This is a genomic window from Saccharothrix sp. DSM 118769 (assembly GCF_052936295.1).
In genome coordinates this window covers 8,507,269-8,519,636 of the sequence record NZ_CP193627.1, presented here as the reverse complement: position 1 = coordinate 8,519,636, position 12,368 = coordinate 8,507,269, and the positions used below count along the sequence as shown (strand labels likewise).

Below are 12,368 nucleotides of genomic sequence, written 5' to 3'. Positions count from 1 at the left end.
CTAGTGCTTGTTGCCGCGGAACTTGCGCAGCACCTGCTGCGCCTTGGCGCGGTTGCGCGGATCGCGCGCGGCGTTCTTGACCTGCTCCGTGACCCGACGACCCTGAGGACTGCGGGCGAACGCGGCGATCTTGCTGAACAGCGAAGCCATGTCTACCTCCTTGACAGTCCAATGCTTCCCTGTCAGCTCAACGGTCAAACCCCGGCGGTGGTTCCTGAACCGGCGAAACGGTCACGCCGAGGGCTCCCGGGCCGACGTGCGCGCCGATCGCGGAACTCACCCCGGTGAGCATGAAGCGCCGCACGCGGGGCAGCTTCCCGCGCAGCGACCGCATGACCGACCGGGCCCGCTCGGGCGCGTCGAAGTGCTCGACCGCGATGTCCACCTCGCCGCCGCCCGCGCGCTCGACCGCGATGTCGACCATCCGGCGCACCGCGCGCTCCGCGCCGAGCACCCTGTCCAGCGGCGTGATCCGCCCCTCGGACATGGTCAGCAGGGGCTTCACCGACAGCGCCGAGCCGAGCGCGGCCGTCGCCCGGCCGATCTTCCCGCCGCGCCTGAGGAACTCCAGCGTGTCCACGTAGAACAGCTCGGTGCTGCGGGTCGCGGTGTGCCGGGCCGCCGACACGACCCGGTCGACGCCGCCGCCCGCCACGGCCACCGTGGCGGCGGCGACCACCGCGTACCCGAGGCTCATCCCGCACGTCTGCGTGTCCACGACGTGCACGGGCACCTGGACCTGGGCGGCGGCCTGCCGGGCGGCCTCCACCGTCCGCGACAGCCCGGTCGACACGTGCAGCGACACGATCGCCTCCGCGCCGGAGGCCGCCGCGTCGGCGTAGGACCAGAAGAACGCGCCGGGGTCGGGCGGCGCGGTGCCCACGTCGAGCTGACCGCGCAGGGCGTCCACCAGCCGGGGCACCGGGACGCGGACCTCGTCCTCGACCCAGTCGCCGATGCGCACCTGGATCTGCGCGACGGTGATCCCGAGCTTCTCGGTCAACTGCGGCGGCAGGCACGCGGTGGAGTCCGTGACTATCGCTACTCGCCGGAACATGGGGCGAACGTAGCCCATTAGGGGGAGTGTTTGTCACGGTGAGGTCACGACACGGACAGTGACACCGGTGTTACGCAGGTGCTTGCGCGAGGCGGCGGAACGGCCCAGTGAGCATCGTCACGCGTGCTGGGTGCTTGCTGTCGTTTGCACCCCTGCTACTCACGGGTAACATCGGGGTGGTCGACACCACCATGCCACCGCGGCGATGACATGGCAGGGTCACGGGTCACCGAAGAACACACCGGCGACCGGGGTCACCACCGTCGCCCAGGCACGTCGCCGCCCGTCCGCAGGAGGTCGAAGAGGACCCATGAACATTGTCGTCCTGGTCAAGCAGGTGCCCGACACCTGGTCAGAGCGCAAGCTCTCCGACGCCGACCACACCCTCGACCGCGACTCCGCGGACGCCGTGCTCGACGAGATCAACGAGCGCGCCGTGGAAGAGGCGCTGCTGCTCCAGGAGGCGCACGGCGGCGAGGTGACGGTCGTCTCGATGGGTCCCGCCCGTGCGACCGACGCGATCCGCAAGGCGCTGTCCATGGGCGCCGACAAGGCGATCCACGTCTCCGACGAGGCGCTGCACGGCTCCGACGCGATCACCACCGCGAAGGTGCTGGCCAAGGCCATCGGCACGGTCGAGGGCTTCGACCTCGTCATCGCCGGCAACGAGGCCACCGACGGCCGCGCGGGCGCCGTGCCCGCCATCCTGGCCGAGCTGCTGGGCCTCCCGCAGGTGACGCAGGTCCGCAAGCTCACCGTCGAGGGCGGCACGGTCAAGGCCGAGCGCGAGACCGACGAGGGCGTGGCGCACCTGGAGGCGAGCCTGCCCGCCGTGGTCTCCGTGAACGAGAAGATCAACGAGCCGCGCTACCCGTCCTTCAAGGGCATCATGGCGGCGAAGAAGAAGCCCGTGAGCACGCTCACCGTCGCGGACCTCGGCCTGGACGCCGGCGAGGTCGGCCTGGGCGCCGCGTGGTCGAAGGTGCTGGAGGCGGCCCCGAAGCCGCCGCGCAGCGCCGGTCAGCGCGTCGAGGACTCGGGTGACGGCGGTTCGAAGATCGCCGAGTACCTGGTCGGCCAGAAGCTCATCTGAAGGCGAGGGAACGCATGTCTGAGGTCCTGGTCCTCGTCGACCACGTCGACGGCGAGGTCAAGAAGGTCACCCATGAGCTTCTATCCGCCGCGCGCGGTCTCGGCGAGCCGGCCGCGGTGGTGGTCGGATCGCCCGGCACCGCGGGCAAGGTGAGGGAGTCGCTCGGCCGCTACGGCGCGACGAAGGTCTACGCCGTCGAGTCCGACGACGCCCTCGACGTCCTGGTGACGCCGAAGGTCGACGCCCTGGCGACGATCGCGGGCACCGCGTCCCCGGTCGCCGTGCTGGTGTCGGCGACGCTGGAGGGCAAGGAGGTCGCGGGCCGGCTGGCCGTGCGCCTCGGCTCCGGCCTGCTCTACGACGCCGTCGACCTCGACGGCGAGGGCGTGGCCACCCAGTCGGTCTTCGGCGGCGCGTACGTCGTCAAGTCGAAGGTCAAGCAGGGCGTCCCGGTCATCGCGATCCGCCCCGGCGGCGTCGAGGCGACCGAGTCCCCGGCCGACGCGGTCGAGCAGGCCGTCGAGGTCCCCGCGGCCGACCCGGCCAAGGTCACCCGGGTGACCGGCCGCGAGCCGGTCACGGGCGGCGACCGCCCGGAGCTGACCGAGGCGTCGGTCGTCGTGTCCGGCGGTCGCGGCGTGGGCAGCGCGGAGAAGTTCGACGTCGTCGAGAAGCTCGCCGACAGCCTGGGCGCCGCCGTGGGCGCGTCCCGCGCCGCGGTCGACTCCGGCTACTACCCGCACCAGTTCCAGGTCGGCCAGACCGGCAAGACGGTGTCGCCGCAGCTCTACATCGCCCTGGGCATCTCCGGCGCCATCCAGCACCGGGCGGGCATGCAGACGTCGAAGACCATCGTCGCGGTCAACAAGGACCCGGAGGCGCCGATCTTCGAGATCGCCGACTTCGGCGTCGTGGGCGACCTGTTCGCCGTCGCGCCCCAGCTCACCGACGAGGTGGGCAAGCGCAAGGGCTGACACCCCCCGCCACCAGGCCGAGGGCCGTCCCGCACGTCGCGGGGCGGCCCTCGCCCGTGCCGGCCTCACCCCGGCTTAACCGAGCCCTCACCGACGTGTCACCGGAACGCCCTGCTCCCGGTCGCCAACCGGTCGGTAGACCAGAGCCATGACGCAGCCGCAACTGCTTGTCAGCACCGGTGACGCCGCTTCCGACGCGCCGCGCTACTCCCTGCTGGTCGCGCGCGACGGCGCCGAGGTCGCCGCCGCGCAGCGGCTGAGGCACCTGGTGTTCGCCGAGGAGATGGGCGCCGTCCTGCGCACGCCCGTGCCCGGCCACGACGTCGACGACTTCGACGAGCACTGCGACCACCTGGTGGTGCGCGACGACCGGACCGGGGACATCGTCGGCACCTACCGGATGCTGCCGCCCGAACGGGCCCGCGAGGCCGGGCGGCTGTACTCCGACACCGAGTTCGACCTGTCCCGGCTGGCGCCGCTGCGGCCGTCGATGGTGGAGACGGGCCGCTCCTGCGTGCACCCCGACCACCGCAACGGCGCCGTCGTGTCGCTGGTGTGGGCCGGCATCGCCCGGTACATGCTGCTGTCCGGGCACTCGTGGCTCATCGGCTGCGCCTCCGTGCCGCTGCACGACGGCGGCGCGTTCGCGGCGGGCGTGTGGGACGTGGTGCGGACCAGGCACCTCGCGCCCGAGGAGCACCGGGTCGTGCCGCTGCGCGCGTGGGACGTGGACGCGGTGCCGCGCACGGGCAAGGCCGTGCTGCCGCCGCTGCTGAAGGGCTACCTGCGGTTGGGCGCGTGGGTGTGCGGCGCGCCCGCGCTGGACGCCGACTTCGGCGTGGCCGACCTGCCCGTGCTGCTCGGCATGGACCGCGTGGACCAGCGCTACCTGCGCTTCTTCCTCGGGGAGACGGCGTGAGCGCGCACCCGTGGATGCCGGTGTCGCCCTGCGGTGACGGGTGCGTCGACCACGCGACGCCGACCGTGGGCGGGCTCCGGGCGTTCCTCCGGGGGTTCGCGGCGGTCGTGGTGCTGCTGTCCGGCGCCCTCGTGGTGTGCGCGGTGCCCGTGCTGCGGGGCGGTGCGCGGCAGTCGGTGCTGCGCGGCTGGTTCCGGGTGCTGCTGCGGGCGTTCGGGGTGCGGCTGCGGGTCGTCGGGCCGGTGTTCCAGGCGACGCCCGGCCGCGGCGTGCTCGTGGTGTCCAACCACGTGTCGTGGCTGGACGAGCTGGCCCTCGACGCGACCCAGCCGATCCGCCTGGTCGCCAAGCGGGACATCCGCGACTGGCCCGTGCTGGGGCGCCTGATCACCGCGGCCCGCACCGTGTACCTGGACCGCGAGCGGCTGTCGCTGTTGCCGGGCACGGTGGCCGAGCTGGCCGGCGCGCTGCGCGGCGGCGCGGCCGTCGGCATCCACGCCGAGGGCACCACGTGGTGCGGCGTGGCGTCCGGGCGCTACCGGCCGGCCCTGTTCCAGGCCGCGCTGGACGCGGGCGTGCCCGTGCGCCCCGTCGTGCTGCGCTACCTCCAGCAGGGGAGGCCCTCCACCCGCCCGGCGTTCGTCGGCTCGGACTCGCTGGTCGACTCGGTGCGGCGCGTGCTGCGCGCCCGGCGGCTCGTCGTCGAGGTGCACGTGCTGGAGGAGGTCGCCCCGGGCCGCGCGGCGGACCGCCGCGAGCTGGCGGCGATCGTGCAGCGGGACTCCGAGCGGGTCGCGCACGGCGACCTGGTCGTGCCCACCGGGCACACCGCGCCGGCCGTCAACGCCTGACCCGCGGCGTCGACGCCCCCGAGGGGAGTCCCCGACCCCGGCGGCGCACGGCCGACCACGCGCCGCCGGCCCGGCGCACGGCCGACCACGCGCCGCCGGCCCGGCGCACGCACCTCGACCCCGCCGACCGGCACCGGTGCCGACCGGCACCGGTGCCGATCGGGTGCCGGTGCCGGTCGGGTGCCGGGGCCGGACGGCCGCCCGCAGCGCGCCCGTCCAGGTCATATCACCTTGACCTCGACCGGGGTGGAGGTTGAACCATTGAGCCGTGACGACGACGGAGACGCCTGCCGGCAAGAGCAACCTGTGGACAGCCGAACGGCGGGGACCGACGATCGGCATAGTCCTCCTCGTCACCCTCCTCGCGTTCGAGAACATGGGCGTCTCCACCGCCATGCCGCGCATGGTCGCCGAGCTGGACGGCAACGAGCTGTACGCCTGGCCGTTCCTCGCCTTCCTCGCCGCGAGCGTGGTCGCGACGGTGCTGTCCGGGCGGCTGAGCGACCTGCGCGGCCCGCGGCCGTCGCTGCTGATCGGGCCGGCGCTGTTCCTGGTCGGCCTGGTCGTGGCGGGTCTCGCGCGGGACATGCCGGTGCTGCTGCTCGGCCGGGTGCTCCAGGGCGTCGGCGGCGGGGCGCAGGTGGTGGCCGTCTACGTGCTCATCGGGCTGGTGTACCCGGAGCGCGACCGGCCCGCCGTGTTCGGGCTGCTCGCCTCCGCGTGGGTGGTGCCCTCGCTGGTCGGGCCGGCGCTGTCCGGGTGGCTGACCGAGGTGGCGAGCTGGCGGTGGGTGTTCCTCGGGCTCGCGCCGTTCGTGCTGCTCGGCGTGCTGCTGCTGGTCCCGGTCCTGCGGAACCTGCCCGCGCACACCCCCGACCAGGGCACGCGGCGCGGTCTGCCGTGGGCGGCGCTCGGGGCGGGCGCGGGCGTGGCGGCGCTGAGCTGGGCCGCGCAGCACCCGCGCGGGCTGAACCTGGTGATCGGGGTCGCCGGGCTGGCCGTGCTGGTGCCCGCGCTGCGCCTGCTGCTGCCGAGGGGCACGCTCACCGCCCGCCCCGGCCTGCCGATGACGATCCTGGCCCGCGCCCTGCTCGCCGGGTCCTTCTTCGCCGCCGAGGCGTTCATCCCGCTGACCCTCACCTCCGTGCACGGCTACTCGGCCGTCGCCTCCGGCATCCCGCTCACGCTGAGCGCGCTCGGCTGGTCGAGCGCCGCGTGGTGGCAGTCGCGCCGGACCGACGTCCCGCGCGAGAAGCTCGTGCGGTGGGGGTTCGTCCTCAACGCGGCGGGCATCGCGGGCGTGACGCTCATCGCACCCGAGTGGGGGCCCGCGTGGGCCACGCCGGTGCTGTGGGCGGTCGCCGGGGCCGGGATGGGGCTGGCCATGTCGAGCCTCAGCGTGCTAACCCTGGCCGCGTCCACCGACGTCGACCGGGGCTTCAACTCGGCAGCGCTCCAGATCAGCGACATGCTCGGCTCGGCGCTGCTCGTCGGGCTCGGCGGCGTGCTCGTCACGACCTTCGCCTCGGCCGCCGCGCCCACGGCGGCCGTCCTGCCGTTCGACCTGCTGATGGCCGGGGTCGCCGTGCTCGGTGCCGTACTCGCCGGGCGACTGCGTCGGGCTACCCTGGACGACTGATGGCCTACTTCGACCACGCCGCCACGACCCCCATGCTCCCGGAGGCGATCGAGGCGATGACGAGGGCGTTGTCCGTTCCGGGCAACGCCTCGTCGCTGCACACCTCCGGGCGGCGGGCGCGGCGCGCGGTCGAGGAGGCGCGGGAGGACATCGCCGACGCCCTCGGCGCGCGCCCCTCCGAGGTGATCTTCACCAGCGGCGGCACGGAGAGCGACAACCTCGCCGTGAAGGGCGTCTACTGGTCCCGCCGCACGCCGCGCCGCACGCGCGTGGTCGCCTCGTCCGTCGAGCACCACGCCGTGCTCGACGCCGTGCAGTGGCTGGTCGACCACGAGGGCGCCGAGGTGACCTGGCTGGAGCCCGACGGCCTCGGCCGCGTCCGGCCCGAGGTGCTGGCCGACGCGCTGGGCGACGACGTCGCCCTGGTCACCGCGATGTGGGCGAACAACGAGGTCGGCACCGTCAACCCCGTGCGCGAGCTGGCCGCCCTGTGCGCCGACCGGGGCGTGCCGTTCCACACCGACGCGGTGCAGGCGGTCGGCGCGGTGCCGGTCGACTTCGCGGGGTCCGGCGCCTCCGCGCTCACGCTCTCCGGCCACAAGGTGGGCGGCCCCTACGGCGTGGGCGCGCTGCTGCTGGGCCGCGACGTCGCCACCACGCCGGTGCTGCACGGCGGCGGGCAGGAGCGCGACGTGCGGTCCGGCACGCTCGACGTGCCCGCGATCGCGGGCCTGGCGGTGGCGGTGCGGCACGCGGTGGAGCGGCGCGAGGAGACGGCGGCGAGGCTGTCCGCGCTGCGCGACGAGCTGGTGGCCGAGGTGCGGCGCGCGGTGCCGGACGTGGCGGTGAACGGCGACCCGGTGCACCGGCTGCCCGGCAACGCCCACCTGACCTTCCCCGGCTGCGAGGGCGACAGCCTGCTGATGCTGCTCGACGCCAAGGGCGTGGAGTGCTCCACCGGCTCGGCCTGCACGGCGGGCGTGGCGCAGCCCAGCCACGTGCTGCTGGCGATGGGCGTCGACCCGGTGCTGGCGCGCGGCTCGCTGCGCTTCTCGCTGGGGCACACGTCCACGCCGGACGAGGTGCGCGAGCTGGCGGGCGTGATCGGCCCGGTGGTGGAACGGGCGCGGACGGCGGGCATCGCGGGCATGAAGCGGCTCGCGGGCAGGAACCAGGCGAAGGCGGAGGTGTGACCGGGATGCGGGTGCTGGCGGCGATGAGCGGCGGCGTGGACTCCGCCGTGGCCGCGGCGCGTGCGGTGGAGGCGGGGCACGACGTGACCGGCGTGCACCTCGCGCTGTCGGCGAAGCCGGGCACGTTGCGCACCGGCGCGCGCGGGTGCTGCACGATCGAGGACGCCCGGGACGCGCGGCGCGCGGCGGACGTGCTCGGCATCCCGTTCTACGTGTGGGACTTCGCGGAGCGGTTCACCGAGGACGTGGTGGACGACTTCGTGGCCGAGTACGCGGCGGGCCGCACGCCCAACCCGTGCCTGCGGTGCAACGAGAAGATCAAGTTCGAGGCGCTGCTGGACAAGGCCGTCGCGCTCGGCTTCGACGCGGTGTGCACCGGGCACTACGCCCGACTGTCCACTGTGGACGGAGAGGTGCAGCTGCGCCGGTCCGCCGACGACGGCAAGGACCAGTCCTACGTGCTGGCCTCGCTGACCCGCGAGCAGCTCTCGCACGCGATGTTCCCGCTCGGCGGCTCCACCAAGACCGAGGTGCGCGCCGAGGCCGCCGCGCGCGGCCTCCAGGTCGCCGAGAAGCCGGACAGCCACGACATCTGCTTCATCCCCGACGGCGACACCCGGGGCTTCCTCACCCGCAAGCTCGGCGAGCAGCCCGGCGTGCTGGTGGACGACGAGACCGGCGCCGTGCTCGGGCGGCACGTCGGCGTGCACGAGTTCACCGTCGGCCAGCGCAAGGGCCTCGGCATCGACGCGCCCGCGCCGGACGGCCGGCCGCGCTACGTGCTGTCGCTGGAGCCGGTGAGCGGCACGGTCCGGGTCGGCTCGGCGGAGAAGCTCCAGGTCACCGAGATCGTGGCGACGCGGCCCGTGACCCGGACCCGGTTCGACGGCCCGGTGGAGTGCGTGGCGCAGGTGCGCGCGCACGGCGGCCTCGCGCCCGCGGTCGCGGAACTCGTCGGCGACGAGCTGGTGGTCCGCCTGCGCGAGCCGCTGAGCGGTGTCGCACCAGGTCAGGCCGTCGCGGTCTACCGCGAGGACGCCGCCGGCGACCTCGTGCTGGCGAGCGCCACCATCAGTTCGACCCGCTGACAACCGGTTTTTGTCGGTGCGATTTGGGACACTGCTCGTGTGTCGCATGACAACGCACGACGCCGCCGGACGCTGGCGGACGTCGAACAACGGGTCGGTGTGCTGGGGAGCAAGGTCGACCACCCGTCCGCGCAGCGCCTCACGGTCGAGCAGTACGAGCGGCTGAGGGCCGAGGTGCGGACGGTGCAGTGGGTCGCCCGTGAACGCCGGCACCGGGTGGAGTGGGCGGGCGTCCTCGCCCGCGTCGAGGAGCTGGCCGGGCGGGTGGACCGGTTGGCCCCGGAGGTCGAGGTCGACGTGCCGGTGCAGGCACGGGGGCCGGAGCCCAGGGTGGCGCGCCCGCGCGAGGCCGGCGACGTGCCGGTGCTCGGGCGTCGCCGCGACGAGCGCTAGTCGGACGCCCCGGCCCCCGTCACCCCGCTCCGGGGCGGCGGGGGCCGGGGCGTCCTCGCGGTCAGGGCGTCCAGTCGGTGTTCGCGCCGCACAGCACGACGCACGGCAGCTCGCCCGGCACCCGCCCGGCCAGCCACGCCGCGAACGGCACCGCCGCCGCCGGTTCCACGGCCAGCCGGAACTCCTCCCACAGCCGGTCGCGGGCGGCCAGCAGCTCGGCCTCGGACACCAGCACCGAGCGCACGTCGTGCGAGCGCAGCACCGCGAACGGGACCTCGCCCACCCGGGTCGCGCCGAGCGCGGACGCCGCCACCGACGCCACCTCCGAGTCCACCGGCTCGCCCGCGGCCAGCGCGCGGTGCAGCGCGCAGCAGCGCTCCGGTTCGACGGCCACCGTCGGCAGGCCCGAGCCCAGCGCCGTGCCCGCCGCCAGACCGCCGCCGCCGACGGCCACCGCGATGGTGTCCACGTCCGGCGCGTCCCGCACCACCTCGGCCGCCACGGTGCCCTGACCGGCGATGACGGTGGGCGAGTCGTACGCCTCCACGTAGTGGCCGGGCGTCTCGCGCGCCGCCAGCACCGCCTCCGCGTAGGTGTCGCCGTGGCGGATGAGCTTCGCGCCCGCCGCCTCGATCCGCCGCACCTTGCCCTCCGGCGCGCTGACCGGCACGAACACCGTGGCGGGCAGGCCGAGCAGCTGGGCGGCCTTCGCCACGCCGAGGCCGTGGTTGCCGCCCGACGCCGTCACCACCCGGTCCGGCGAGCCCGCGGTGAGCAGGCTGTTCAGCGCGCCGCGCAGCTTGAACGAGCCGGTGAGCTGGAGGTGTTCGAGCTTGAGCACGAGCGGCCGGCCGTCGACCTCGACGCGCCACAGCGGCGTGCGGCGGGCGTGCGGTCGGATGCGGTCGGCGGCGGCGGAGACGTCGGGGTTCATGTCACCAGGATGCGCTCACCCGGTGAACCACCTGTAGACCCAGATGACCAGCGTCACGGCCCCGACGACGAAGCACAGCAGCACCACGACCAGCCCGAGCAGCACGAGCGCGTTCGTCGTCCACGACGAGTCCCGGTCCTCGGTCACCACCAGCTCCGCGCGCAGCTGCGCGTCGGCCGCGACCCGGAGCGCCACCAGCCGGTCGCGCGCGGTCGGCGTGGCCGCACCCGCCTCGCCGCTCACCCAGTTCATCGCGGTCAGCCGGGCCAGCGGCGTGCGGTAGGCGCGCTCGAACGCCGCCACCTCGGCCTCGTCGCGCTCCTCGGCCAGGTAGCTCCACCGCCCGGCCTGCGCGGCGTCGCCCAGCAGCCGGTACACCTCGGCGAGGCGGAGGCGCAGGTCGAGCCGGTCCGGGTAGCTCGTCACGAGCCCGACCAGCCGCTGCCGCGCCCGGAGCACGCTCGCCAGGTCGCCGCGCCCGACCTCTTCGGCCACCCTGCGCAGCGTCAGCTCGACTGGCATGACGCACATCGTCCCAGTGGGCGCAACCGTAGGATCGCCCGGTGATCACGCTGTCGGTGGTGACCTCGGGTCTCGCCTGGTGGCTCGGCCTCTACCTGCTGGTCCGCGACCCCCGCAAACCCGTGCTGCGGCGCGCCTCGGCCGGGCTGCTCGCCTACGCCGCGGTGATCGCGCTGCCGCTGCCGCCGGTGGCGCTGGCCGTGCCCGCCGTGGCCTGGACGGGTGCGGTGGTGTGCCGGCTGCCCGCCCGCCACGACCGGTGGTGGCGCTGGAGCGCCGTGCCGCTGCTGGTGGCCGCCTGGTTCGCGCCCGCCGTGGTGCTCGTGCCGCTCGCCGCGGCGCTGGTGCTGTGCCTGCGCACCCGGCGCGCGCTGCTCGGCGCGGCGACCGCGCTGTTCGGCCTGAGCTGCGGCGCGCTGCTGCTCGACGTGCTGCCGAGGGCGCTGGTGGTCGCCTCGGCGGGCGTGGACCTGCTGCTGTTCGGGGTGCTCGTGGCGGTGGCGGACGCGTTCGACGAGGGCGAGGCGATCCGGGGCGACATGCTGCGCTCGCTGCTCGCCTCGGCCGGTCTCGCGGCCGTCTTCGGCGGGCAGGTGGCGCTGTTCCTCGACGACCGGCTGGTGCCCCTGCTGTACGGCACGGTCGCCGCCGCGATCGCCGTGCAGGTGCTGGCGAACCCGCTGGCGCTGCTCGCCGACCGGGTCGCCGTGCCCCGGGTGGCCGACGAGCGGGCCGAGCTGCGCGAGGCCGTCGAGTCGCTGCCGAAGCGCCCGCCGCTGGAGGTGCCGGCCGATTTCGCGAAGCTGGTCCGCCGCGCGCTGAGCCACTACGGCGACCTCGGCAAGCTCGTCGCCAGCCCGCTGGTGGACCTGCCGGTGATCGACGCCCGGCTGGCCGCGCGCGGCGCGGCGGACAACCCGCTGGAACGCGCGGCCGAGTTGAAGTCGCTGCTGCTGGAGGGCATTTCCCGGTTGAAACCGCGGGACGGCGAATTCGGCACCAGTGACGAGTGGCGGCACTACAACGCGCTCTACTTCTACTACGTCGCCGGTATTCGCCCCTACAGCAGGCGCACCAAGCGCGAGGACCTCGACCCGGTGGGCCGCCGGGCGCTCGCGTGGTTCGTGGACCAGGTCCCGGAGCGGACCCTGCACAACTGGCAGAACGCGGCGGCGAAACTGGTGGCCGAAGACCTGTCGTCGCAGGTCGTGCCGTGAGAACCGGCAGGCGTTGGCAGTGTTCGGCATACCGCCGGCAGTGCTCCGGGCGGCAGTGTCGTGGCCATGACGACTACCGCTGTCCGCACTGACGGCCTGCTCCGCTTCGCGCTCAAGCTCGACGGCGTCGCCTCGGGCTCGCTGGGCCTGTCGGCCCTTTTCCTCGACGTCGACCACGGGCTGCCGCGCGGCCTCGTGATCGGTCTCGGCGTTTTCCTCGTGGTGTACGGGATCGGCGTTTTCCTGCTCGGCGTGCGACCCGTCCGGCCGCTGGTCGCGGTCGTCGTGGTCGGCAACCTGGTGTGGGTGGTGGGCAGCCTGCTGGTGGCGTTCGCCGGGTGGTTCCCGGTCACCGGGCTCGGGGTGTTCCTGGTGCTGGCCCAGGCGGCGGCCGTGGCCGCGTTCATCGCCCTGCAGGTGCTGGGGCTGCGCCGCTCGGCCTGAGCGCGGGCGTGTCCGGGGCGGGGCCCGGCCACCCGGGGTCTCCC

The 12,368-nt window shown here is 74.5% G+C and carries 14 protein-coding genes; 10 read left to right on the top strand and 4 right to left on the bottom strand.

What is annotated here, in order from left to right:
• Both ACRAKJ_RS36170 and ACRAKJ_RS36165 read right to left on the bottom strand, forming a co-directional pair.
• Window positions 1-150: a hypothetical protein gene (locus ACRAKJ_RS36170; protein WP_438924998.1), complete on the bottom strand. Its 150-nt coding sequence runs from the start codon at window positions 148-150 to the stop codon at window positions 1-3.
• Between the two features lie 37 nt (window positions 151-187).
• Window positions 188-1,057 (bottom strand): DegV family protein, encoded by an 870-nt coding sequence (locus ACRAKJ_RS36165; RefSeq protein WP_438924999.1) that lies wholly within the window; start codon window positions 1,055-1,057, stop codon window positions 188-190.
• A 310-nt stretch (window positions 1,058-1,367) separates the two neighbouring features.
• Between ACRAKJ_RS36165 and ACRAKJ_RS36160 the strand changes: the two genes are divergently transcribed.
• From ACRAKJ_RS36160 to ACRAKJ_RS36125, 8 genes are all read left to right on the top strand, one after another.
• Complete coding sequence (locus tag ACRAKJ_RS36160) at window positions 1,368-2,150, top strand: electron transfer flavoprotein subunit beta/FixA family protein (RefSeq protein ID WP_438925000.1); 783 nt, start codon at window positions 1,368-1,370, stop codon at window positions 2,148-2,150.
• Between the two features lie 14 nt (window positions 2,151-2,164).
• Window positions 2,165-3,124 (top strand): FAD-binding protein, encoded by a 960-nt coding sequence (locus ACRAKJ_RS36155; RefSeq protein ID WP_438925001.1) that lies wholly within the window; start codon window positions 2,165-2,167, stop codon window positions 3,122-3,124.
• Between the two features lie 148 nt (window positions 3,125-3,272).
• Complete coding sequence (locus tag ACRAKJ_RS36150; protein WP_438925002.1) at window positions 3,273-4,043, top strand: GNAT family N-acyltransferase; 771 nt, start codon at window positions 3,273-3,275, stop codon at window positions 4,041-4,043.
• Window positions 4,040-4,894, top strand: a complete 855-nt coding sequence (locus ACRAKJ_RS36145; RefSeq protein WP_438925003.1) for a 1-acyl-sn-glycerol-3-phosphate acyltransferase — start codon at window positions 4,040-4,042, stop codon at window positions 4,892-4,894. Before ACRAKJ_RS36150 ends, ACRAKJ_RS36145 begins: the two co-directional genes overlap by 4 nt.
• A gap of 268 nt (window positions 4,895-5,162) precedes the next feature.
• Entirely contained in the window at window positions 5,163-6,533 is a 1,371-nt protein-coding gene (locus ACRAKJ_RS36140) for an MFS transporter (RefSeq protein WP_438925004.1), read from the top strand.
• Window positions 6,533-7,726 (top strand): aminotransferase class V-fold PLP-dependent enzyme, encoded by a 1,194-nt coding sequence (locus ACRAKJ_RS36135; RefSeq protein ID WP_438925005.1) that lies wholly within the window; start codon window positions 6,533-6,535, stop codon window positions 7,724-7,726. Before ACRAKJ_RS36140 ends, ACRAKJ_RS36135 begins: the two co-directional genes overlap by 1 nt.
• 5 nt (window positions 7,727-7,731) lie before the next feature.
• On the top strand, window positions 7,732-8,814 hold the full coding sequence (gene mnmA / locus ACRAKJ_RS36130; protein WP_438925006.1) for a tRNA 2-thiouridine(34) synthase MnmA: 1,083 nt from the start codon (window positions 7,732-7,734) through the stop codon (window positions 8,812-8,814).
• Between the two features lie 39 nt (window positions 8,815-8,853).
• Entirely contained in the window at window positions 8,854-9,207 is a 354-nt protein-coding gene (locus ACRAKJ_RS36125) for a hypothetical protein (protein ID WP_438925007.1), read from the top strand.
• A 61-nt stretch (window positions 9,208-9,268) separates the two neighbouring features.
• On the opposite strand, the gene ACRAKJ_RS36120 is transcribed toward ACRAKJ_RS36125, so the two are convergent.
• Window positions 9,269-10,141, bottom strand: coding sequence for a threonine/serine dehydratase (locus ACRAKJ_RS36120; protein ID WP_438921796.1), 873 nt, complete (start codon window positions 10,139-10,141; stop codon window positions 9,269-9,271).
• 15 nt (window positions 10,142-10,156) lie between these two features.
• Window positions 10,157-10,663, bottom strand: a complete 507-nt coding sequence (locus ACRAKJ_RS36115) for a DUF6584 family protein (protein ID WP_438921797.1) — start codon at window positions 10,661-10,663, stop codon at window positions 10,157-10,159.
• A gap of 41 nt (window positions 10,664-10,704) precedes the next feature.
• Here ACRAKJ_RS36115 and ACRAKJ_RS36110 point away from each other — a divergent pair, with 41 nt between their 5' ends.
• Window positions 10,705-11,880 carry a hypothetical protein gene (locus ACRAKJ_RS36110; RefSeq protein WP_438921798.1) on the top strand — a complete coding sequence of 392 codons (1,176 nt, stop codon included), beginning with the start codon at window positions 10,705-10,707 and terminating at the stop codon, window positions 11,878-11,880.
• A gap of 66 nt (window positions 11,881-11,946) precedes the next feature.
• Window positions 11,947-12,324 (top strand): hypothetical protein, encoded by a 378-nt coding sequence (locus ACRAKJ_RS36105; protein ID WP_438921799.1) that lies wholly within the window; start codon window positions 11,947-11,949, stop codon window positions 12,322-12,324.
• Window positions 12,325-12,368: the final 44 nt, after the last annotated feature.